Here is a 23,713-nt window from a genome sequence, read left to right as displayed (position 1 = left end):
GCTACAGCTCAACCTTGGCGACCTTATCCTTGTAGTCTTCCTTTGGGTCAGAACCGAGCAGGAGTTTCAGCCCCGCCATCAGGCTGGAGGCATCGACCCAGATTTCGGCATCGCGGGCATCGAAGCGCAGCAATTGCAGTTTCGGATCATCCTTACCCGTAAACCAGGCGCCCATGACCATAAGCGCGCCATGCGGATTAAGGCTTCAATAGAAAAAGACCGCTCTGTCACAGGAACAAAGCGGCTGAGGCTGGACGCATCAACGGGGAAGAGGCGTCGGATGGGGTTATGGGTGAGACGCTTGCGGCCAGCCGGTGAACAGGTGACGACGTACGGCTTTGATATCCAGCCCGTCTTTCCAGGTGATGCCAATGTCGCGGTGGGGCGCACCGGGGCCGGTTGAGCCGGTCTCATAAAAACGTGAGTCCTGCGGGTGGAACACGGCGGTCTTGGTGCCGTCGCGCGCGGTGCCGTTCATGCTGGTCCAGTGGTCGGGATGAATGTGGCTCCCCATGACGCAGTCGATGAATGAGGCCTGCCCGACGGCGTTTGGGTCGGCGTAGCGGCCATCGGCAAAGGTCGTGGTCGGATGCCAGGGCCGACCAAGCGCCACCGAAAGATCGGGTACACCGGCCTCACGGGTAAGCTTTGAGCGATAGACGACGATCCCGACCGGCTGGCTCAGAGGGGTGGAGGGCGCCAGCAGGTAGGAATGAAACTCACCGGGCGCTATGGTCACGGCACGGTTGCGCGTGCGGATTTCGCTGTCTTCGATCAGAAGCTGGCCATTGCCGAAAATGAAATCGATATTGCCCGCAATCAAACTGTCGCGGATCACGGCGCGCTTACCGTTGGCAAACAGGGTGTCCTGATAGCCGAGAAGGGCGGTATCGCGCATCAGCACCCGGTCGCTGTCGATATCGAGCAGAACGGCAACCCCTTGGGAATTGGAAATCTTCTTCGGATCGGCGTCGGGCAGGGCGTCGTTGGACAGGTAGTCGAAGGTGTTCTCGATCATAAGGCCTTCGACCGTGACCTGATCGGCATTAATGGTGAGCGTGGCCGAACCCGGTGTGCCCCAGTTGCGGCGGTGGTATTTGCCTGCGGTCTCGGCCACCGCATCAAAGTGCAGGCGGGTTTGGTCAGGCCCGGCGCCGATAAGGCGGATTTTATGGCGGCTGATCGTGACCTTTTCATAGTAATCACCCGCGGTGATCCTGATCTTAATCCACTGATCGCTAGTGTCCGCACTTGCAGTATCGAGAGCGGATTGCAGGCTGGCGAAGCAGTGCTTTTGCTCCCCACATGACGGGCTGACGGTATATTGGACATCCGCCATCGCCGGGGCGGCAAGGGCCAAGGCGGCTGAGAACAGGGTGAGGCAGGCGGCGCGCAACATAGCAAAAGCCTTATTTTTCGGACAGGAATGAATCGATATGATCGACAATCTGGCCGAACCACGGGTCGAACAGCCAGATATCGTGCGGGGCCTTTTCAAAGGTGGTGTAGCGGTAGCGAACGCCCTGCGCTTTCAGTTTGGCCTCGACAATCTCACGACCGGCCGTAAAGCGGGGGATGCCGCTGCTGATGACCAGAGTGGGGGGCGACTGCGCTCCGGCATGTTGAGCGGCGCTGGCTTCGCGCCAGCGGTCGGGGACATCTTCCATCGCCCCGCCCAGCCACAGACCGGCGGCGGAAGTCTTTCCGGCGGCGTTCTCATACTGCAGGGCCAATGGCGTGGTGAAATCGAGCACACCGTCGATATCGATCAGGGCGCTGACCCGCGTATCGTCACTGGCGTGGGTTTTAAACAGGGGCTTATCGGCGGTGTAGGCCAGAAGCGCCGCCATCTGGCCCCCCGATGACGCCCCGCCGATCGCCAGTTTATCGCGGTCGATGCCAAAGGTGTCGGCCTGAGATTTCACCCACACAATGGCGTCGTTGACATCAATAAGCCCCGCCGGATAGGGCGCTTCGGGTGACAGGCGAAACTCTGGCAAAAAGACCGCATAGCCCTTTTGCGCCAGACGATTGGCCAGGCCGTAGAAATGCGATTTGCCGCCGGAACGCCATCCGCCGCCATGCACCAGAACTATGGCTTTGCCGTTACGGATTTCGGCCGGCGGCAGGAACACATCGATATGCAGTTCGCGCGCACCTACCGACTTATAACGGCGGTCAAACAGAACCTGCTGGCCGGTCTGAAACTCTGAAACCGGCCAAGTGATGCCGGCATACTGATCCTTATAGCGTTCATAGCGCTGTGAAATCGTGTAGCTGTCGTCAACGGGGATCAGGTCGCCCGCGAATGCCGGGCCGGATAAGGCTATGACCATAGCCAGCTTTGCCAAAACTTGACGCATCATCTACCCCGAAAAAAGTGGCGGCCCCCGGCGAAATTGCACCGGAGACCGCGTTCAGTCTATCAATACTTATAACGCAGGCCCAAAATCCACTGGGCGCCGGTGTGAGTATATTCACGCGTCAGATCCATGCTGCCGGTGTCGCCGGTGCCATAGATACGTTCGACCTCATCGGTGATGTTAATGCCTTCAAAGGTCAGGGTAAGCCTTGGCGTGACATTATAGAACGAGGCGAAATCGACATGGGTCGGGCCGTATTTACGCTCCTGAACGTGGCCATTTCCGCCCGGTTCGCTGATCAGGTAATCGTCGCGCTTATTGACCGACAACCGTGCCCCGAAGGTCTCGGTGTCGTAATAGAGCGTCATATTGTACGAATTGGGCGACAGGCCGGTCGAATCCTCGGCCTCGACACGGGTGTAGTTAGACGCAACCCCGAAATTCGACCATATCCCCGGCAGGAAGGTAAAGGGCTGGTTATAGGTGATTTCAAAGCCCTTGACGTTATTGCCGTCATCATTGTTGACCGGGATGGTAAAGGTATAGGGCACGGTCGCCGGATCGGCATTGTAGGACGTGTCATAAAGCGGATCGGCATAGATAGCCGGCCAGAAGGACGGATCGATCATCTGGGTTACGACATCGGTGCGTAGTGAGCGCACGATGTCTTTGTTGAACACCGTCAAAGCCAGCAGGCCTTCGTTGCCGAAATACCACTCAATACCCAGATCGAGGTCATTGGACTCATAGGGCTTAAGCGACGGGTTGCCGACATTGCCGACCGTTCGGGTGGTGTAACCAAACACAGGTCCTGCGATGTTCAGGGTGCTCAGGCCCGGCCGCGTCATGCTGCGGCCATAGGAGGCGCGCACCACCAGATCGCTGCGGACATCAAGGGCGGCGTTTATAGACGGCAGGTAGTTGTCATAGGAGACATTGACCTCAACTGGTGTGCCGCTGACCAGAGCCTGAGAGGTGACATTGGTTTTGACATACCGCAGACCGGCATTGGTGCGCAGCGGCATACCGGCGATGTCAAATTCGGCATTGATCTCACCATAGGCGCCGATGGTTTCTTCGCCCACTTTCCAGGCCGCACCGGCATTGTTGGTGTAGCCTGACGGTATAATGCCTGCCGCAGCGATAGCGCCGAAATCGGCCACGCGGAAGGGCAGGAGGCCGGGGCCATCAAGACCATCCCCGAAGTTCGATACTGGGAAGGGGCGGGTATAGTCCGACGGATCAAAAGACGGGGCCGCCCCCAGACCTTCGGTATAGCTGACCGTGCGGTCATTATAGCTCAGGCCCGCCTTGACGGACAGGCGATCCACCGCATAGGTGGCGTCAAACCGTGAAGTGAAGTTTTCTTTCTTGACGGTATTGATGCGGTTTGAGGCCGTTACAGCATTGATATAGTTGTCGGCATTATTCGGATCATAGCTGCCGAAGCTGATTTCCGGCACATATTCATTGCCGGTATAGTCATAGGCATAATAGTGCGGCACCGAGCGGTAATAAAAGCGCAGTTCCGTGCGGTCGGCGTCATCGACGGCCTTACCGATCATGGCCTCAAGCGTCAGGCTGTCACTGATATTATACTTGCCCGACAGGACGACCTGATCAAAAGCGGACTCTGACTTCTGATGGCGGCTTTCGTACCAGGAAGTGACATCATCAAAGGCCGCGGCCACAAGCGTCTTGCCATCGGCACCGACCGTAAACGACCGCGGTGTCTGGCCGGTATAGTTGCCCGCCACGCCGTGGGTCAGCAGCCATTCCATCGAGTTGTAGCTCAGCCGGTCATTGGTCAGTTCCGAATGGAGCACATCCAGCGTGATCAGCAGATCATCCGAAGGCCGGTACTGGAAGGAGCCGGTCAGGCCGATCCGTTTCTGGTCATTGCCGAAATAGTCGGCGCGCGGCAGGCGCGGGGCCCACAGGCAGTCGAGCGGATCAGCGGCGCCGCAATCGCCGGACGGTGTGCCGGTGACAGTCGGATTGGTATCGGCCCAGGAATCGCCATTGGCAAACGGCGAGGTCCAGCGAACGCTGGAATAGCCTTCCTGATGCACGGTGCGCTCAGACGCGGCGACCGAGACCAGAGCGCCGAATTTACCGTCGGCAAAGGTCTTGCTGACCAGTAAGGCGACGCGCGGATCAATCTTTTGGTTCAGGGTGTTGTAATTGCCCTGAGCCGAGGCCGAAACGGTGAAATCCTTGCGGAAATCGAACGGGCGGGCCGAATAGAGATTGACCGTACCGGCAATGCCGCCTTCTTCGGTGGAAGCCTTTTGGCTCTTTTCAATGTCGATACGGTTGAAAAGCTCCGACGCAAACAGATGGAAATCAAAGGCGCGTCCGGCATTGAGGGTGACGCCGCCGGTATCGAGGCCGTCGCTGCTGGCGGGCACTTCCATGCCGTTCAAGGTGGTGCGGGTAAAGTCCGGGCCAAAGCCGCGCAGGGTGATGTTGCGACCTTCGCCGCCTTCGCGCGACATGGCGACACCGGGAACGCGCTGGATGGATTCGGCCAGATTAAGATCCGGCATCTTACCGATATCTTCGGCGACGATGCTCTCGATCGCATTAGGGGCCCGGCGCTTGATGGAGCGCGCCTTGCTGAGCGATCCGCGAATACCGGTCACCACAACTTCGGTCACGTCCGCGTCGCTGCCGGTCTCTTCGGCTGCGGTCGCGGTCGCTTCATAGGCAGTTCTGATGACGGACGGGGCGCGGGCCGTGGGTGCGGGGGTGTTTTCGGCTAAAACAATGATATTGTTGGACTGGGTAACCGGTGTCAGGTTGGTGCCTGCCAGCAGGCGCTCTAAGCCTTCGCGCACCGGCATATTGCCCTCAACCGCCGCGGTTTGCTTGCCTTTGACGAGTTTTTCGGGGGCCATAAGCTGGATGTTGGCCTGCTGGGCGAACTGAGGTATCCCTTTTTCAGCCGCCTGGGCCGGTACGTTGAAAGACTTGACCGCGTTCTGAGCCAGAACAGGCGAAGTCGAAACCATAAGCAACGTCCCGCCAGCGATCAGCAAAGGGCCGTTAAACGCGCGCATGAATGCATTCGTCATTAAGATAATCCCTGTATGTTTGCGCTGTGTCGCGCTTTTTTATTTTCGAAGACTTTATGCCTTCTTTAACTACGATGTCTTGATCGCGCACTTCCGTACGTCATTACTCATTTTTTTGTACCTATAAGGATTATTTTTTCGCTTCGGCTGATGTCGGCGCCATAGGCCTGCTGAATAGCATTTGAAAACGCCTCCGGGTCATTGGCGCTTAAGCGGCCAATCAGCCGTTCTTTAGCCAGATCGTCGTCCTGAATGACAATCTTGATGCGGTTGTAGCGATTAAATTCGCCCGCCACCTCCGACAGGCTCTTGCCGTTCAGGGCAATCTGGCCTTCACGCCAGGCCAGATCATCATCGATGTCATCGGGGGCATGGCGGATGTGCGAAGGCTTATGATCGCTGATGATCGTGCGGTCACCGGCATTCAGGCGCACCGCGTGGTCATTACCGTCTTGCGTAGACCAAGCCATGACCGTGCCTTCGGTCACCAGAACTTCGACGCCGTCCTCAAGCTTCTTGACCGAAAAGGCGGTGCCGACCGCTCTGACACGGGCCGTACCGGCCGCGACGATAAACGGCCTTTCTTTGTTCTTGGCGACTTTAAACCAGGCTTCACCCTTGACCAGTTCGATGCGCCGTTCGCTATCGGCCATGTCAATGCGCAGTCGGCTTTCGGTATTCATAGCGGCGATTGATCCGTCACTCATGGGCAGGCGGCGGATTTCACCCGTATGGGTCATGGTCTCATGCGTCCTGAGCCCGACAACAGCCAGCACGCTGGCGGCCACCAGCCCAAACCCGCCCGCGGCAGCAAACAGTCGGCGCCGCGACAGGTTGGGCACCGGCAACCGCGAAGCACCCTGCCATGCCGCAGACGGCCCAAGCGCGCGCGCCCGCGACAGGGCATGCCATCCGGCCTGCGCCCGCAACAGCGCACCCCGACGGCGTGGATCGCCCGCCAGCCAGTCGTGCAAGACGGCCTCATCCTCCGGTGACAAAGGATAGTCCTTCACCGCCCACAGGCTGGCCGCGTGCTCAATCTGCTCGCTAGTTTCGACCGGCGTCGGTGCCACGCTTAAACTCCTTTTGGGGTTGGAAACGGCTGTCTTCGGAGGCTATCTCTTTCATGATAAGCCGAAGGGCCTTGGCCGCATCATTTTCAACAATATGTTCACTCAGGCCCATGATCCGGGCGATTTCCTTTTGGGGCAGGCCTTCGATCCGGCGCATCTCAAATATCTGGCGGCAACGCGCAGGTAAGCCCGCGATCACCCGCTTAAGACGGGCCAGATCCGACCGTGCCACCGTCACCTGCTCCGGCGAGGGCAGGTCGCTGCTGATCTCTAGCCGGTCGATCTCATCCACCGACTCCATGCTCACGATCCGCGCCCGCCTTAAGCGCATCAGGGCGATGTTGCGGGCGACCGTAAAAAAGTACGCCCGCGGCGAAGAGATATGATCCACGCTTATCAGTTCCGCCATCCGGCAATAGGATTCCTGTAATATGTCCTCTATATCATCGCGTCCCAGACGGGCGCGCAGCAGCCAGCGGCGCACATCAGCCTCATGCGGCAAAATCTGGGTACCTACCCAGCTTACAATGTGTCCCGGCGCAGAAACCATAAAAGCCTCCTACCTAGACGATGCCTGAGACAGGAGGTTCCGTAAAATTATCTCTATGGTTTTAAGAAAAAAAACTCAGTCGAGGCGAAGCAGGCCGACTGACGGCCAAGTGTGGGCACAAGTAGAGCGCCGCCAATGGCTTCGGTCCTTGAGCGCTAATAAAAGAAGCATTTCTGAATTTTCGGAGAAAATGTGGACGTGAGAGTAGGATTATACTGCGTGTCACTTGCGTGCCATAGAAACTAACAGGCTCAAAAGAAACACGATCAGGCGTCTATATAGTACGGCTATATGGTGTTTTAAAAACTTTCAGGTGGAAATATAGCATTGAAAGCGCCGCGGTCACCCCCACTATGGCCGCTGAGATATAGCACAACCAGGTGAAGAAAGTCAGCCAGCTAAGGGAAAGGCCGAAATTCTTCAGTAGCATCAGGGCGACGCTGCCGCCATAGCCAGAGGTATCGGCCATATACATGAAAAATGCGGCATTACCGGGCAGGCCCAAGGCTGCGGTGAGCCGGTCGGCAAGTACGGCATTGTAAGGGATGTAGCCCAGATATACGCCGGCACCCACAGCGATCATCCACCACAGCGGGCTCAGGAGATTTGCTTGCCACGCTAGGGTCGCCGCGGCAATCAGCACCGCTCCGGCAATGATCATGGCGTGATAGAACAGAACCGAATGAGCATTGTTGCGGATAAGTGCGCTCAGGCCAAACAGGGGCAAAATGAACGCAGCGATGGGCAATTCCGACAGGCTGAATATGGCGGGTTCATCCCCGTATCCCAGCGAATCCCACAGTTCGACCGCGAAATTGTCGCGGAAATCGCGTAGTGCCGTCAACACCACATAGGCCATGATCAGCAGAACGAGGCCCAATCCTGCGCGTGCCCAGAACGCTTTGCGTTCAGCATGGAACATGGGCTGGCGGGCCATACGCTCGGCTTGATCCTGAGCATCCGGCGGCGGTGTCTGAGACAGCATCCATACGGATAGGGCGAGCAGGGGAAAGAATAAGGCGCCGGTCGCGGCAGGCATCCACAGTTCCGGCACGCCGTAATCGACCGTCAGGGCTTTACCGACCGACTTTACGACGCCGGAAGACACGATGAAGCTAATACAAAGACCTGCACCTAACCATTCCGAAGTCCGGCGCCCTTCGAGGAAGCCAAAGACGAGACCCCAGATCATACCCAGTGGCAGACCGCTCAGGAAGATGGCGACGACCTTAAATCCTGTGGGCAGCACCGCAAAGAGGATCAGGCCCACCAGAGAGGCGAGCACGAACGCGATAATCATCAGAGCCCGGTTCTGAGGTGGGGCCTCACTGACGACCTTGATGCCAATGAGTTTGGACAGGGCGTAGCCTATGACCTGGGCGATGACGACGGTGATTTTGAAATCAACAGCGAAGTGCCAGTCGCCGATATCGACATAGGTGCCGACCGTAAACGGTTTACGGAAGGCGTACATGCAAAAGTAGGTGAGGAACGCGGCCGTCAGCGCATAAACGGCGACCCATATATTTCCGGCGCGAGACAGGCTGCGGGTCAGACCGGAGGTCATGATAGGTCTTTTCAAATAAAGTTATGGGACGTGCTGAAATATCACCAGAACTAATAATTGAGTAATTTAACGAGGGTGTGACAGCCTGTGCTTTATTGGGCCGTCAATGTTTGCCGGGCTACGTCAACATAGGTTTGCAGGAAGTTGTCGAGCGTAGGGGTTATGGCTGCCGGATCCTTGGCCAGTTCATCGATGCGGCGCAGGGCGACAGCATCGCGGGCATAGGGCAGGGCTAGAAAGGCTAACTGTTCATCCGCGCTCATCGGGCCGCCTTGCAGAGCCAGAGAGATGACAGAATCCTTCGACAGGGCGGCTTCGTAGCCATCTTCTACGGCACAGAGATAGCGTTTGGCCGCGACATGCAAACGGATCGGCTCACTGACAGCAGGCGGAAACCGCGCTGCCGCCCAGACTGCGCCCAGTTCCTCATGCTTATCATCCACGCCGTCTTCTGCGGGGGCGTGTCCAAGATCGTGCACCATATGACCGACATCATGTAAAAGAGCCGCCAAGATAAGGGCGGCTGAAAACCCCTGCGCCTCAGCACGCGCGGCGGATTGCAAGGCGTGCTGAAGTTGATTGAGGTGATAGAGGCCGTAGGCGTGATGGCCGTCGCGCAGATAGATGCGGCGGATTTCCTCAATCAGAGTTGCGGAGTCTTTCATAATAATTTCATATTCAATTCGTGGTTTGTATTTGAAATTATTATATCACGATGGTGCGGTCTGAGCAAGCCTGGCAAAGGCGGCAACGGCTGGAATTTCGAGGCTTTCGCGCAGAGCGACGGCATACACCCCCACCTTGCGCGTCAGTCCGCGAATGGGCAGGGCCTTGAGGCGCGCATCTTCGCCGATCTCACCATCAAGTATGAAGCTCAGTCCAACTCCATTGGCCGTAGCCTCTTTAACAGCTTCCCGGCTCTCGACCGTAAGAATGGGAGCGAAGGGCGTTCCCGCCGCACTCATAGCCTCCTCGCTGAGAAGACGTGTGACAGAGCCGTCTTCGCGCGCCACTATGGACAGCCCGGCCAGGTCGCTGACAGAGATTTCGGCCCGCCCGGCAAAAGGATGGGCCGCCGGAACCAGCAGGTTTAGGCCCTGATGTGCGATGAGATGGCAGGACAGGCCGGGGTCAGGTTCCATCAGCGACGTAATGGCCACATCTATGCGGCAGTCATGTATATCCGCCCTAAGCGCGGCCGTATTACCGTGGCGCGCCACGACCTCTATATCGCCGTAGGTGCGCATGAAGTGACCGATCAGGCTCATGGCGATCGGCGGGGTTGAATAGCCGACCACGATCCGGCCCTGCTTCAAGGTGGAAAAGAGGTTAGCCGCCGTTTCAAAGTCGAGCATCCGGCTGATGACCAGCCGTGCCCGGGTGTAGAGTTCACGTCCGGCGTCGGTCAGGGCCTGGTTCTGGGAGCGCCGGTGCAGAAGCCTTAGGCCGCAAGCTTGTTCCAGAGCAATGATCTGATTGGAAATATTGGGTTGCGAGACCCCAAGTTCCGTCGCTGCACGCGAAAACGAGCCCAGATCGACTACAGCGACGAAGGCTCGCAGTGCACCTATGGACAGGCCGCTGGTTTCCCGCCGTCTCCCGGTTCGGTCAGCGGTAGAGGGCTCCACCGGTTCATCTGCAGATGTAGCCATTCGCGAATCCTTCGTGCCAGTCTCATTGCTTAGAATATAGTCACATGACTTGGTGTGCCAAGTCGCGGATAATATGGAGGCTGGATGAAAGCTTATATAAGCGGCTTATTGATTTAAAATTAAAATTAATTATCATAAGGTGTATATCATTTAAAATTATTATGATGTGGTGAGGCTGTGGAATGCACGATTTAGCCATTGTTGGGTCGGGGATTGTGGGTCTGGCCCATGCCGTCATGGCCGTTCGACGCGGCTTGCGGCCAGTTGTAATTGATCGCCATGCCGCGCCCATTGGGGCGTCAATCCGTAATTTCGGTTTCGTGACGGTGACCGGGCAAGGGGCCGGCGGTACGTGGCAAAGGGCTATGCGGAGCCGCGATATCTGGCTGGAGATTGCGCCTGAAGCGGGTATAGAGATACTGCAACGTGGCCTGTTGGTGACGGCGCAGCGCCCGGAGGCGATGACGGTGCTGGAGGCCTTTTCAAGGCACGATATGGGCCGTGATTGCCGCCTGCTGACGGCGGATGCGGTGCGTGCCGACTACAAAGGCGTAGGCTCCACCTTGCAGGGTGGGCTACACAGTCCCCACGATCTTCGGGTGGAGTCGCGCACGGCAATTCCGCGGCTGGTGCAATGGCTGGCTAACCACGGTGTGGCTTTCCGGTTTGAGACAACGGCCCTGGCGATCGAAGGCACCGAAGTGGTCACGCCGCAGGGACGTTTACGCGCCGGCGCCGTTGTGGTTTGTCCCGGTGATGACCTTAGCTGCCTTTATCCAGATATATATGCCCGCCATGCCGTCACGCGCAGCCAGTTGCACATGATGCGTCTGTCCCCGCCCGGCTTTGATATCGGTTGTCCGCGTATGTCGGACCTGTCGCTGGTGCGCTATCGTGGCTACGCTGAACTTAAGGAAAGCGAGGCTCTGGCCGGGGGGCTGGCCCGTGAGCAGCCTCAACATCTGGAGGCGGGCATTCATTTGATTGTCACGCAGGGGGCTGACGGTTCGCTGGTCGTAGGCGACAGCCACCACTACGGCCGCGCGCCAGAACCCTTTTATGACGTGGCGGTTGAGGCGCTGATCCTCGACGAGTTTAAGCGTGTGCTGGGCATTGACCCGCCGCCGGTCATTGAGCGTTGGCTTGGCACCTATGCCAGTGCCGCTGACGACTTGATGTATGCATCGCCCGATGACCGGGTGCGGCTGGTGGTTGTCACCAGTGGCACCGGTGCGTCGACCTCTTTCGGTATCGCCGAAGAAACCCTCAATGACCTGTTTGGCACGGAGACCTCTTATGAACGCTAAACCCCACCGGCCTCAGGCTGTAATCTTTGACTGGGCCGGAACCATGGTTGATTTCGGCTCTCTGGCCCCGGTCATTGCCATGCAGCAGGGTTTTGCCGCTTCGGGCGTCGAGGTCAGCGAAGCGGAGGTGCGCCGGCCTATGGGGCAGGCCAAGCGCGATCACGTTGCGGCCCTTCTGGCCCAGGCGGAGGTAGCGCAACGCTGGCAGGAAAAGACAGGTCGCGCACCTGCGGAAGACGATATTGAACGTATCTATGCCAGCCTTGATGGTCTGATGCGCGCTGCCGGTACCGCACGCGCAAAGCTGATCCCCGGCGCACGGGCGACCTTTGAGCGCCTGCGTGTGGCGGGTATACGGGTGGGGTCATCGACTGGCTATACCCGTGCCATGATGACTCCGATTCTGACCGCGGCGGCGGCTCAGGGTTATGAGCCCGAACTTGTGGTCTGTGCCGGGGAGACTTCGCAGGGGCGGCCGGCACCGCTGATGCTCTGGAAGAATTTTGTTGAACTGGGGGTGTGGCCTGCCTCAGAGGTTGTCGTTGTAGATGACGCACCTGTCGGCATCGCCGCCGGAAAAGCCGCCGGCGCTTTTACGGTCGGTGTGGCCGCATGCGGCAACGAAATGGGGCTGACTGAAGAGGCTTTCGCGGCGCTGACTGACGACGAACGTGGCCTCGGGCTTGACCGGGCGCGCGCGGCTCTTTACGCGGCCGGGGCTGACGTGGTGATCGATACGGTGGCAGACCTGCCGAGGCTTCTCAGCCTTTAAATTTTAGTTTTACACAAAAATTCCACAAAATCTCACATTATATCACACGGCTGTCATGCGGATCTCATATCGCCTGCCCGGAAGGCGGTCAGGGCTAAGCTGAAGGCTCCCGTTGACAGATGATAGCAAAACGAAACAAAACAGAAGCATCGAATGCTTAATCTTAACCGGGGGCGCATGTTACAGGATACCCGCCAGTCCGAAATTTATAATCTGCTGCAGGTGCATCGGACATGTACCATTACGGACCTTGCCCAGCGCTTTGACGTAAGCGATGAAACCATCCGTCGCGACATTCGCCAGCTTGAAGAAGAGGGGTTCGCGTTCCGCGTTCGCGGTGGCGTCACGCTGAAGGAAACCGCGGCGGAAGCGCCCTACCTTATACGCCGAAACCAAAATGCTGAAAAGAAACAGTCGATTGCCCTAAAAGCGGCCGAACTGGTCGAAGACGGCATGACCATTCTCATCGACTCCGGTTCGACATCGTACTGGCTGAGTCGGGCCCTGACAAAGCAGCGCAATCTGACCGTCGTTACCAATGCACTAGAAGTCGCCCGTGAGATGACGGGCCGTAACGGTTGTAAGGTGTTCTTCGCCGGTGGGGAAATCGACTACGATTATCAATCCTGCTTTGGCCATGAAACCGAGGCTTTCATGAGCCGGTTTACACCCGAAGTTGCCTTCTTTGCTATCGGTGCCGTTGATTCCAAACGCGGGCTGCTGGATTTTCATAATCCTGAAGCGACCCTTAAGGCGTGCTTGTGGCCCTTGGCTTCGCGTGTCGTTGCCCTGGCCGATTCTTCGAAGTTTGAGCGGCAGGGGATCGTCAAGTCTTTGGATTTCAAGCAGATTGATATTTTTGTCACCGATCAGACGCCGCCGCCGCAACTGCTGAAAGCCCTAAATGAGGTTGAGGTTATGGTCGGCTGAAGCGGTTGTTTGTCATTTTACGCTACAGTATGGCAAAAAAATCTCACAAAACCTCACATTTTTTGGCGCAAAATACACATTTGTCACAATGAGGCGTTAAGTATTGCCTCCGTGGCCGGCCGCGGGGGGCATCTTCCGTGCATCGCGATAGCCCGGCGTTCATTCACGGAGACATTCATATGAAGATGTTGATGACAGGGGTTGCCGCAGGCGCGCTGTTCTTTGCTGCGGCGCCGATCTATGCGCAGACAGACACCACAGCGACACCACAGGCCGGTCTGGGTGACGATCAGACGGTCGAGACCGTTGTTGTGACGGGCTTTCGCGGATCGCTGACCAAGGCGCGCCAGCTTAAGCGTGAATCCGGCATCATCAAGGACGTCATCGTCGCCGAAGACATGGCAAAGTTTCCGGAACTGAACCTCGCCGAATCCTTGCAGCGCCTGCCGGGCGTGCAGATCAACCGCGAAGCCGGCGAAGGTCGCCGCATCAGCTTACGGGGCCTTGGTCCGGATTTCGCCCGTGTGCAGCTCAATGGCATGGAAGTGCTTGGCAACGTCGACTCCGCACAAGACAGCCGTGGCCAGCGCTCACGCGACCGCGCTTTCGATTTCAACATCTTCGCCTCTGAACTGTTCTCGCGTGTTGAGGTCGAAAAGACCTTCCAGGCGGCCCAGAATGAGGGCGGCATGGCCGGTACGGTCGGCCTGTTTACCGGCAAGCCTTTTGACTATGCCCCCGGCTCAAAGGGTGCAGTCTCGGTCAAACTCGGCACTAACGAATATACTAAGGACACACAGCCGCGCATCGCGGGCTTGTTCAGCCGCAACTGGGATAACAAGTTCGGCGTGGCCGTCTCGGTCGCCTATGGTAAGCGCGAAACCACCGAGCAGGGCCGAAATACCTACAACTACGATAACCCCAGTGCGGCAACCCTTCAGGGCCTGGTCACCAAAGGCTTAGATATTTCCAATCTGAGTGCCGCACAACAGACCAAATTCCTGTCCGGGGATCTCTATTTTGCTGACGGCAACCGCACCTCTTCCTGGAATGCAGAGCAGGAGCGTCTTGGTATCACGGCCGCAGTTCAATGGCGCCCGACCGAGAATCTGTTGCTGACGCTGGATGCGCTGCACGGTGAGTTTACGACGAAGCGCAACGAGATGCATCTGGCCACGCGCCCTCTGTCGTCGACGGGCTCCGTAGCGTTTGATACCGCCGCTGGCGGCGTCTGGCCTGCCGCCTTCCAGACCAATTCGGTCATTAATGACCTCGCCTGGGACAGCGATAACTACGTCACCATGACCGACGTTACCGGCACCACCTTCGGCAGTGAGCATCGCCGGTCTTTGAACGAAAATAACTTTGACCAACTGGTGCTGACCGGTAAGTGGGACGTATCTGACCGCCTCACACTGGATGGTCATATCGGTTATGAAAAGTCGACCTACGAGACCCCTTACGATGACAAGCTCTATATGCGCGCCAAGGGCAATCTGATTGCCAACTATGGGACTGACGGCCAATCGGCGTCGTTCCAGTATCCGGGCTGGGATACCACCAATCCGGCCAACTACGCGATGGATTCCTTCTACTACCGCGGCTTCAACAACGCTTCGGAATTGCGCGAAGGTGTGCTGAACGGGCGGTATTCGCTGTCTGACGTGTGGACGCTGCGCGCCGGTGTCGCCTACCACAAGTTCTCGCAAGAGGGCATCGATCTGTTCTATGACGACAACGTCAATGGCACACGCTCCAAAATGCGTGGCACATCTGTTGCGGACGTCACGTCGGTATTCACCAACGATTTTGGATCGTGGCTGATTGGCGATTATGCCAAAGCCTTTGCCAAATATAACGAATATCATCGCTTCGGGCCCAATACCGACGGCACCGGTGGCGCGCTTCAGGACATTGAAAACGTTTACGAGACCACGGAAGAAACCGTGTCCGCCTATGTTCAGGCGGACTGGGACAGCGAGCTTATGGGTAAGCGCTTCCGCGGGAATATCGGTCTGCGCGGCTATTCAACCGACACCCACTCGACCGGCTGGATCCAGGGGGATAGTTATGCCTACCTCGGCACCACTGACGTAGAGGGCAGCTATTCAGGCGTATTGCCCGCCATGAACTCAGTGCTTGAGGTGACACCGGAAGTTCTGGTGCGCTTCTCCGCCACGCAGAACCTGAACCGTCCCGGACTGGGCTCTATGGCCGCTGAGGGCAGCGCGTTCCAGGATTCAGACTCTGGCGAGATCACGGCGTCGCGTGGCAACCCGAACCTGAAGCCTTATAAGGACACCACGCTCGATCTGGCTGTGGAATATTACTTCGGTAAGATGGGCCTGATTTCGGCAGGTGTCTTCCAGAAGGAAATCAAGAACTACATCGGTTCTGTGACCCTCGAAGATATCCCCTTCAGCGAGACGGGCGTTCCGTTCGCGACCATACCGGGGGCTACGGCGGATACCATCGTTTCTGAGTTCTCGATGCCGGTTAACGTCGCGGGTAAGAACAAACTGACGGGTATTGAACTGGTGGCTCAGGGGCAATTCACTTTCCTGCCGGCACCGTTCGATAATCTGGGCGCAGTTGCCAACTATACGAGTGTCGATGCCGATCAGGCCCTGACCGGTATATCCAAGACCAGCTATAACGCCACCATCTATTATGAGACCAGCCTGTGGGGTGCGCGCGCCTCAATGAGCCACCGTGATCGCTGGTACAGCGGCTATAGCGATGACGTCATGAGCGCCAGCACACGCGGCTTTGAGGGTGGCACCTATGTGGACGCTTCGGCCTTCTGGAACGTCAGCGATGCCCTTCAGATCACCCTGAACGGGGTCAATCTGACCAACGAAAAGGACACGCAGTTCTGGGGTCAGAACCGCTACCTCTATAACCAGAACCAAAGTGGTGCTACCTACATGCTGGGTCTAAGCTACAAGTTCTAAGACGACCTTGACGGACGCCCCTCTCTTAACCGGGAGGGGCGTTTTTTTCGTATTTAAAGACACATGATTATTTCTCACCGACACCGATTTATCTTCGCGGCCGTGCCCAAGACGGGCACCCATTCCGTGCGACAGGCCTTGCGCGAACAGATGGGCGATGAGGATGTCGAACAGGTGGGGCTTTTTATCAACAAACGTTTCCCGTGGCCGGAACTGGCGGAGACCCGTCATGGCCATCTGTCGCTGCAACAGGTGCGGCCCTATCTCGGCGAAGAGGCCTTCACCAGCTATTTCAAGTTCGCATTTGTGCGCAATCCTTTTGATCGTTTTGTTTCCTATTGCGCCTTCATGACCCGTGACGGGGATGTTTTTGCGCAGCGACCACGCGACGTGATGCGCCACTTCCTGTTTGTTGCGCCGCCGGAAGGGCATATTCTGTTCCGGTCGCAGTCATCGCTTCTGGTCGGTGAGGATGGTCAGACTTTACTGGCTGACATGGTGGGGCGTGTCGAGGACATGCAAGCGGGCTATGACGCTATTTGTGCGCGGATCGGCATTGCGTCGCGGCCCCTTGATCGTGTTAATTCAAGCCGGCACGGCGACTACCGTCAATATTATGACCAGAACTTGATCGAAGCTGTCGCGGCACGATACGCTCAGGATATTGAGCTGTTCGGCTACACTTTAGAGGGCATGGGATGAGCGCGGCGTTTCCTGAACTGACGGCCAATCCGCGTAAAACCAAAGGCGTTCGCAGACTGGGGCCCATCGACATAGCGGCGCTGCAAGCGGCTGTGCGGGCGATCCCGGAAGATGTATGGGACGCGGAAAATGCCGCCAAGCCCAACAAATTCGGAGTGCTCGAAGACACCCGCCATATCGTCTTTCGCTTTGTGGATGGCCCGCTTGACTGGCGTCACTCACACGACCGGGCGGGGTGGTCGTCGTGGCGTAAGGTGCTTGAACCGGTTATGGCCCAGGCTGTGCGCGATTACGACTATGCTCGGGGTGTGTTTCCGAGGGTGATGCTGGCCAGAATGCCGCAGGGCGGGGTCATCCACCCGCATGTCGATGCCAACCCGGCCGCCAGATGGCCGCATAAGATCCATGTGCCGCTTATGACCAATCCGGGCGTTGTAGCCCTCTTTGGGGGGCGGGAGCACTATTTCCCCGCGGGTGAGGCCGTGGAGGTCAATAATTTAGGGCCGCACTGGGTGCGTAACACCGGCGGCTGCGATCGCATCCACCTTATTTTTGAATATTACGACGCTGACCAGCCCGACCCGGACTGGCTGGAGCCATTGCTGCGGGCCGGGCCGGCATGATGAATGCCGATGTGATGAATACCGGCGTGTCCGAGCGCGAGGCCCTGTTGCGGGAAGCTCAGAATTTGCGCGCCCATCAGCGTCTGCCGGAGGCGCTGCATACGTTAGCCCGGCTGCAGGCGGCCTATCCCCGATTCAGTCGTCTTTATCAGGAGCGCGGCCATTGCCATATCCAGCAAGGCAATGCGCCAGCAGCGATTGATGCCCTGCGCGAAGCGGTGCGTCTCAATCCGACTCTGCCCGCCAGTTGGGACATGCTGGCCCAGCTTTTTCGCCTGACCGGTGATCCCGCTCAGGCGGCCACGGCAGCTCAGCGTGTCGCCACGTTGCAGCAACTGCCGACGGAAATCGTGGTGGCCAACAGTCTCTATGCCGACGCCGATTTTGAACTGGCCGAAGACGTGCTTAGGGCATATCTCGGCAAAGATGGCGACAATGTCGGGGCCTTGCATCTACTGGCCCGCATTCGTCGTGACGTCGCCGACGTCGATGAAGCTGAGAGGTTGCTGTCCATCGTTCTTGAATTGGCACCGGACTATCACGCCGCACGTTTCGATTACGCAATGGTTCTGCTGCAAAAACAAAAGCCTTTGGCGGCACGGCAAGAGGCGCAGCGCTTGCTCGCCCGCGATCCGGATAATCGTGACTACCTCAAGCAATACGGGGCGGCCTGCCTCGCTTTAGGGGATCATGAGCCGGTCATAGACCTTTATGGCCGCCTCCTGTCCGGGGCAATCGCAGCCGAAGCGGCCGACCTTAGGCTATGGCGCGCCAATGCGTTGAAGGTGACGGGCCGTCAGGCGGAGGCCATAGCCGACTACCGGGCGTCTCTAGCGGCGCGACCGGATTACGGTGTGGCGTGGTTCAGTCTGTCCAATCTCAAAACCTATCGCTTCAGTCATGAGGATATCGCGCGGATGCGGGTGGCGGAAGCCCGTCCGGCGACACATGATATGGACCGGATTTATCTTGGTTTTGCCATAGGTAAGGCGTTGGAGGACGTTGGCGACTATGAGGCCTCATGGCAATATTACATGCGCGCAAATGCGCTGCGCCGTTCGCTCAGCCGCTGGCGTCCTGAGGTTGCGCAAGACTGTGCGCAAAACCTGAAGCGCATATTCACCACGGAATTCTTTGCGGCGCGGTCTGGCTGGGGCGCGAGTGATCCAGCACCCGTTTTCATTGTGGGGCTACCGCGTTCGGGATCGACCCTGATTGAGCAGATACTGGCATCCCACTCAAAGGTGGAGGGGACGCAAGAACTCACCGAAATTGGCCGCTATGCGGCTGAACTCTGCGGCCGTGATCCCGATTGCGACCTGCCGCTTGAGCCCGACGCCTTGCTGCGGCTGACGGCGGGTCAGGCGCGCGAACTGGGTGAGCGCTTTCTGAATGAGACGCGGACTTACCGGAGGCTGGGGCGACCTTTCTTCATCGACAAGATGCCGAATAATTTCTGGCATATCGGTCTGATTCATCTGATCCTGCCCCGCGCGACCCTCATCGACGTCCGGCGTGAGCCCATGGCCTGTGCGTTCAGTAATCTTAAGCAACTCTTCGGCACGACCAATCAGGAATTTACGTATGGCGTGAACGATATCGCCCGCTATTACCGCACCTATCTTGACATAATGCAGCATTGGGAAGCGGTGTTGCCCGGAAGGGTGGTACGCGTGCCCTATGAGGCGGTTGTTGAGGATATAGACAGTGGCGTGCAGCGTTTGCTTGAGGGCTGCGGTCTGCCGTTTGAGCCCGGGTGCCTCAGGTTCCATGACACGCAACGCAGCATACGCACCCCCAGTTCTGAACAGGTGCGTCAGCCCATTGGCCGTGAGGGCCTTACTCAGTGGCAGAACTACGCGCCGTGGCTTGAACCCCTCCGAAACGCGCTTGGTGACGCCATAACCCGCTACAGGAATTAACAGATGAAGCTGTCGCGACCTTTTTTCCAGCTTCCCGTACTGTTCGACGTGGCGCGTTTGCAGACGGAGGTTGCCGCCTTGCCGGATGAGGCCTGGGTGGCTCACCCGGATCGGGTGCCGGGCAACAGCGCGGTGCGGTTGATCAGTGCCGGTGGGGCCGAGACTGATGCCGTCCATGGCCAGATGCTTCCGACCCCGTGGCTTGAGGCCATGCCATATCTGCGTCAGGTTCTGGCGGGTTTTGGGGTGGTGTGGAGCCGATCACGACTGATGCGCCTTGAGCCGGGTACAGGTGTCCCTGAACATGCCGACATCAACTACCACTGGCACAACCGCGTCAGGCTGCACATTTCGGTTTTTACCCGTCCCCAGGTGCGCTTCCATTGTGACGGGGAGGCTGTGCATATGGCCGCCGGTGAAGCCTGGATTTTCGACAACTGGCGCCGACATCACGTGGAGAATAATTCCGACAGCGCGCGCATCCATCTGGTCGCCGACACCACCGGAACGGCGGCCTTTTGGCAGTTCGCGTGCGGTGAAGGGCCGCCGCGTGAGGCATGGCGCACGGTCGCGTACAACCCCGCTCACCGTCCGCAACTGATGACTGAAAACGCCCAGCGTTCACCCATCATGCCGGTCGCCGAGGTGCAATTGCTGGTCGAAGACTTAAGGTCAGAATTGGTTGGGGCCGGGACAGAAAAGGCGCATGCGAATATGACACAGTTCCATACCTTGCTGGAAAATTTTGTCCTCGACTGGCGGCAGCTTTGTGCCCTGCACGGCGTCGGCGGGGCCGGGCGTGCGGAATTCCGTTATCTGGCTGGCACGATTTACGAGGCCGCCAGACCTCTGTCCGACGGGTTGATTATGCGTACCAACAGCGCCAGCGCGCTGCTGGTGCTGGAAAAGCGCGTGCTGCAACATCTGGTCGCCGATGAGTTTATGGCCTAAAAAGGGCGACGTCGGTAAGCCAGCTTCCCCCATCCTGCCGACTGTTACTTGGCTGGTGACAGACGGTTTGCGTCAATGAACTGCCGGGGTAAATCCTGCCCCTGATAATAGGCACCCAGCCAGGCCCCGCCACCGCCGTTGAACCATTCTACACGGATTTTGTGCTTGCCGGATGTAAGGTCGATCGAGCCACTGGCGCTGATCACCCCGTGGTCGCCATCGTTATCTACGACGGTCTTGTCGTCAATATAGAGCTTGCTGCCATCATCGGAGGCCAGAATGAAGGTATAGTTGCCGGCCGTCTGAATATCTAAATAGCCCTCGAATACCACTGCGACATTGGCCGACTGAGGCAGGGTGAGGCCGTCTATGCTCAGTTCGTAGCTGTGCCCATTGGTGATGGGCTTTATGCGGCTAAAGTCAGGCAGGCGTGCGGTGCCTTCGGCCAGAGGGTACACCCTATAGCTCACGCCCTTGCTCTCGCCAGACTTGGTGTTGACGAGGCGAAAATAGGCCGTCGTCGGAACGCTGGCGGCTTTGCCGTCGACAAACAGCGTGGCGCGGACAATCGTGGACTGCGTTATGTTAATGGGTTTTGTGTAAAGCGCCGAACTGGCAGTGGGAGCGGTATTGTCGATCGTAAAGCGCACCTCTCCGGCTGGATTGGGATTGCGGATCGTCATTTGTGCAGTCTTATCGATGAACAATCCGCCCGCAGGCGCGTTGCCTTCGTTAATCGGTTCTATGACGGGAGATGTATAAAAGCTGCTGGTTTTATACATCTGTTCAGGCTCAGGTGCTCCCTTGAGCGCGAGCGCTACCGGACGGCCCAGCCATGCATAGGGGATTTTTACGTCCAAAAGGTGGGCCACCGTGGCGGGGGTATCGAAGGTATTGATCGGCTGATCGAGCTTACGGCCGGCATTTATTGATGGGCCATAGGCGATCCAGGGGATTTCCAGTTCAGCAAGGGTCTCTCCGCCATGCCCTTTGCTGACGCCGCCATGATCTGAGGTCACTATGATTACGGTGTCCTTGGCAATACCGGCATCGACAGTTGCCTGACGGATGACACCAATCAGCCGGTCGGCCTTTGCCACTGCGTCGTAATATTCGGTCGTGCCGTGACCGTCGTGATGCCCAACATGGTCAACATGATCTAAGTGCACAAACAGCAGGTTAGGGCGTTTTTGGCGGATATAGTCTGCGGCCGTACGGGCTGTTTCGTCTTCGTCCTTGGTATTGACATCGTAGTCGACAAAACGGTGGTCGTACAGATTACTAAACCCGCCCCATTGATAAATCGACCCGACTTCCCAGTCAGGGTGCTGATCGCTGACAATCTGAAACAAGGACGGAAAAAAACCGCCGGAACCGGTGACTGAGGTGGGAAAGTTAAAGTCGCCGACCTGCCATTCGTTCTTGGTAACGCCGTGCTGCTCAGGTCCTGCGCCATTAAGAATAGAGGCCCAGTTCGCAGAACTCGTTGTCGGAAGAACCCCCCTTGCGTGCAGGCTGTAACTGCCTTTATTCATCATATCCTGCAGGACGGGCATGGCCGCCGTCTTGACGCCATTGGTACTCAAGCCATCGACTCCGATGATAATCACATGACGGGCAGGCTCCGCCAGCACAGGCCCCGCCAGCGCTACAGTGGATACAAATGCGGCGAGCCGTGCAAAAAGTCTGATGTTAATAGTCATCGATGGAGTCTGCCTTGTGATGGGCGGATTTGCATCCGACCCGTTTAGTTGCCAAGGCATGAGGCTATCTCTTGTGTGTGACAATTGTGAGAAAATTGCCATTTATGTGAAATAATGTGTTGTATTGGCCCGCATATGATGATTTTTGGCCGGCGAACGGCGATTTCGTGCCAAGTTTTTTAATTTCACAAAAATGACGGATTGGGAGGCGTTTATTTCCGCACAGGGGAGGTGAAAGCCTCTCAGGGCCTACACGGGGGCAGCATTTTCCGCTAAGGGAGGTGGAACTTTACAGGGATCTCTATGGCGCGGCGTGATGTTTTACCCACGGATATTCTGAAACCGGCCCTCGACATGGTGGCCGAGGAGGGGCTGGGCGCGTTAACCCTGCGTCCGCTGGCGCAGCGCACCAACACCAGCGTTTCAGCCCTGACCTACCATTTCGGCGTCAAGGATGATCTGCTGCGTCATCTGATCAGCACGGCGCGTACTGAGGACCTAGCGTTTTTCGACGGCTGGCATCGGCGGCTGGAGGAGGTGCCGTGCCTGTCGCCGCTCAATATGGCGGATGTGATCGAAACCATTCTGAGCGATATGGTGACCCGCCATCAGCGCCGTACCCTATTTTTCAGCGAACTTGTGCAGGCCAGCGCCCACCAGCCGGGCGTGGACATTATGCTGCTGCCGTGGCTGGGCGACCGGCTGAAATTTTGGCGCGATCTGACGGCCCGTCTTAGCCCGTCCGCAGATATTGATATGGCCGAGATGCTGCACGCCTATGCGATCGACGAAACCGTACATGCTTTAGCGCTGGAGGCGCTACCAGCCTATCGCTGGCTGCGGCGTCTGACCTTGCGGCGTCTGTTTACAGGCTTTGTCAGTGCGGAGCTTGCGGCGGGTGATGCTGATCTGTTCCGGGTATTTTATGACGAAATAGGGCAATTGCCGGATGCGTTCGGTGTCGATCACGAAGCGGCCGTCCTTAATGACAAGCAGTCCGCAATTGTCGGGCATATCTCCGAACTCATCGTCAGTGCGGGGATTGAGTCGGTCACCCATCGGGCAGTGGCTGGGCGGGCCGGGGTGGCGGCTTCAACTCTGGCCTATCATTTTCGCACGCAGGAGGATCTGGTCAGGGCCGGGTTAGAGGACATCATCCGCCGACTTCAAGCGGAGGTCAGCGACCTGACGGCCGATGGCGGACGGCAGGCCTTTGTGCGTGAGGTCAGCAATCGGCCTTATTCCAGTATCGAAATTGCCCGTGCGACTTTTGCTGTAGCCCTGTCGGCGACCCGCAGGCCGCAGCTTTTGGCCTGTGCCGCCGACATGCGCCGCCGCCGCGGGATCAATTTGCATAAGGTGCTCAAAGCCGAATTCCCCGACCCGCGCTTTGATCCGCTGGCGGCACAGGCGCTGTCGGTGGCGGCTATCGGTCAGATCGTCCTGTCCGGTTCCAAAGGTCATGTTGAGGCGTCGCGGGATGCTGCCGCCATGATAGAGGCTCTTAGCGGATTAATCCGTCAAAAACTTTCATAGGCGTGTGTTAGGCTGGGGCGGACGGGGATGA

At 57.8% G+C, this 23,713-nt stretch carries 19 protein-coding genes; 9 read left to right on the top strand and 10 right to left on the bottom strand.

Annotated elements, in window-relative coordinates; translation table 11 throughout:
* Position 1: 1 nt before the first annotated feature.
* From PQU98_RS07140 to PQU98_RS07100, 9 genes are all read right to left on the bottom strand, one after another.
* Positions 2-175: a pyridoxamine 5'-phosphate oxidase family protein gene (locus PQU98_RS07140; protein ID WP_272744213.1), complete on the bottom strand. Its 174-nt coding sequence runs from the start codon at positions 173-175 to the stop codon at positions 2-4.
* Between the two features lie 111 nt (positions 176-286).
* On the bottom strand, positions 287-1,399 hold the full coding sequence (locus PQU98_RS07135) for a pectinesterase family protein (RefSeq protein ID WP_272744212.1): 1,113 nt from the start codon (positions 1,397-1,399) through the stop codon (positions 287-289).
* Positions 1,400-1,409: 10 nt separating this feature from the next.
* A complete protein-coding gene (locus PQU98_RS07130) occupies positions 1,410-2,366 on the bottom strand; it encodes an alpha/beta hydrolase (protein WP_272744211.1) in 957 nt (318 codons plus the stop codon).
* Between the two features lie 59 nt (positions 2,367-2,425).
* The gene (locus tag PQU98_RS07125) at positions 2,426-5,440 is read right to left on the bottom strand and encodes a TonB-dependent receptor (protein ID WP_272744210.1); all 3,015 of its coding nucleotides are present in this window, start codon (positions 5,438-5,440) and stop codon (positions 2,426-2,428) included.
* Positions 5,441-5,547: 107 nt separating this feature from the next.
* A complete protein-coding gene (locus PQU98_RS07120; RefSeq protein WP_272744209.1) occupies positions 5,548-6,513 on the bottom strand; it encodes a FecR family protein in 966 nt (321 codons plus the stop codon).
* Positions 6,488-7,063: an RNA polymerase sigma factor gene (locus tag PQU98_RS07115; protein WP_272744208.1), complete on the bottom strand. Its 576-nt coding sequence runs from the start codon at positions 7,061-7,063 to the stop codon at positions 6,488-6,490. Before PQU98_RS07115 ends, PQU98_RS07120 begins: the two co-directional genes overlap by 26 nt.
* Before the next feature lie 274 nt (positions 7,064-7,337).
* A complete protein-coding gene (locus PQU98_RS07110; protein ID WP_272744207.1) occupies positions 7,338-8,630 on the bottom strand; it encodes a DUF5690 family protein in 1,293 nt (430 codons plus the stop codon).
* Positions 8,631-8,722: 92 nt separating this feature from the next.
* Entirely contained in the window at positions 8,723-9,295 is a 573-nt protein-coding gene (locus tag PQU98_RS07105; RefSeq protein ID WP_272744206.1) for an HD domain-containing protein, read from the bottom strand.
* A gap of 45 nt (positions 9,296-9,340) precedes the next feature.
* Positions 9,341-10,282, bottom strand: coding sequence for a LysR family transcriptional regulator (locus tag PQU98_RS07100; RefSeq protein WP_272744205.1), 942 nt, complete (start codon positions 10,280-10,282; stop codon positions 9,341-9,343).
* Positions 10,283-10,464: 182 nt separating this feature from the next.
* Here PQU98_RS07100 and PQU98_RS07095 point away from each other — a divergent pair, with 182 nt between their 5' ends.
* From PQU98_RS07095 to PQU98_RS07060, 8 genes are all read left to right on the top strand, one after another.
* A complete protein-coding gene (locus tag PQU98_RS07095) occupies positions 10,465-11,589 on the top strand; it encodes a TIGR03364 family FAD-dependent oxidoreductase (RefSeq protein ID WP_272744204.1) in 1,125 nt (374 codons plus the stop codon).
* Positions 11,579-12,361 (top strand): phosphonoacetaldehyde hydrolase, encoded by a 783-nt coding sequence (phnX, locus tag PQU98_RS07090; RefSeq protein ID WP_272744203.1) that lies wholly within the window; start codon positions 11,579-11,581, stop codon positions 12,359-12,361. The genes PQU98_RS07095 and phnX overlap by 11 nt, the downstream gene beginning before the upstream one ends.
* A gap of 177 nt (positions 12,362-12,538) precedes the next feature.
* Positions 12,539-13,291, top strand: a complete 753-nt coding sequence (locus PQU98_RS07085) for a DeoR/GlpR family DNA-binding transcription regulator (RefSeq protein WP_272744202.1) — start codon at positions 12,539-12,541, stop codon at positions 13,289-13,291.
* Between the two features lie 179 nt (positions 13,292-13,470).
* Positions 13,471-16,245 (top strand): TonB-dependent receptor, encoded by a 2,775-nt coding sequence (locus PQU98_RS07080; protein WP_272744201.1) that lies wholly within the window; start codon positions 13,471-13,473, stop codon positions 16,243-16,245.
* Between the two features lie 63 nt (positions 16,246-16,308).
* Positions 16,309-16,947, top strand: coding sequence for a sulfotransferase family 2 domain-containing protein (locus PQU98_RS07075; protein WP_272744200.1), 639 nt, complete (start codon positions 16,309-16,311; stop codon positions 16,945-16,947).
* On the top strand, positions 16,944-17,570 hold the full coding sequence (locus tag PQU98_RS07070) for an aspartyl/asparaginyl beta-hydroxylase domain-containing protein (RefSeq protein ID WP_272744199.1): 627 nt from the start codon (positions 16,944-16,946) through the stop codon (positions 17,568-17,570). The genes PQU98_RS07075 and PQU98_RS07070 overlap by 4 nt, the downstream gene beginning before the upstream one ends.
* A complete protein-coding gene (locus PQU98_RS07065) occupies positions 17,567-19,492 on the top strand; it encodes a tetratricopeptide repeat-containing sulfotransferase family protein (protein WP_272744198.1) in 1,926 nt (641 codons plus the stop codon). The genes PQU98_RS07070 and PQU98_RS07065 overlap by 4 nt, the downstream gene beginning before the upstream one ends.
* A gap of 3 nt (positions 19,493-19,495) precedes the next feature.
* Positions 19,496-20,443, top strand: a complete 948-nt coding sequence (locus tag PQU98_RS07060) for an aspartyl/asparaginyl beta-hydroxylase domain-containing protein (RefSeq protein WP_272744197.1) — start codon at positions 19,496-19,498, stop codon at positions 20,441-20,443.
* A 44-nt stretch (positions 20,444-20,487) separates the two neighbouring features.
* On the opposite strand, the gene PQU98_RS07055 is transcribed toward PQU98_RS07060, so the two are convergent.
* The gene (locus PQU98_RS07055; protein WP_272744196.1) at positions 20,488-22,146 is read right to left on the bottom strand and encodes an alkaline phosphatase family protein; all 1,659 of its coding nucleotides are present in this window, start codon (positions 22,144-22,146) and stop codon (positions 20,488-20,490) included.
* A gap of 303 nt (positions 22,147-22,449) precedes the next feature.
* Between PQU98_RS07055 and PQU98_RS07050 the strand changes: the two genes are divergently transcribed.
* Positions 22,450-23,682, top strand: a complete 1,233-nt coding sequence (locus PQU98_RS07050; protein WP_272744195.1) for a TetR family transcriptional regulator — start codon at positions 22,450-22,452, stop codon at positions 23,680-23,682.
* The last annotated feature ends 31 nt before the right edge of the window (positions 23,683-23,713 follow it).

It is taken from the genome of Asticcacaulis machinosus, assembly GCF_028550435.1.
Taxonomy (GTDB): Bacteria; Pseudomonadota; Alphaproteobacteria; order Caulobacterales; family Caulobacteraceae; genus Asticcacaulis; species Asticcacaulis machinosus.
Note: the sequence above shows the minus strand (reverse complement) of the source record. Positions and strands in the feature narration are given on the sequence as shown.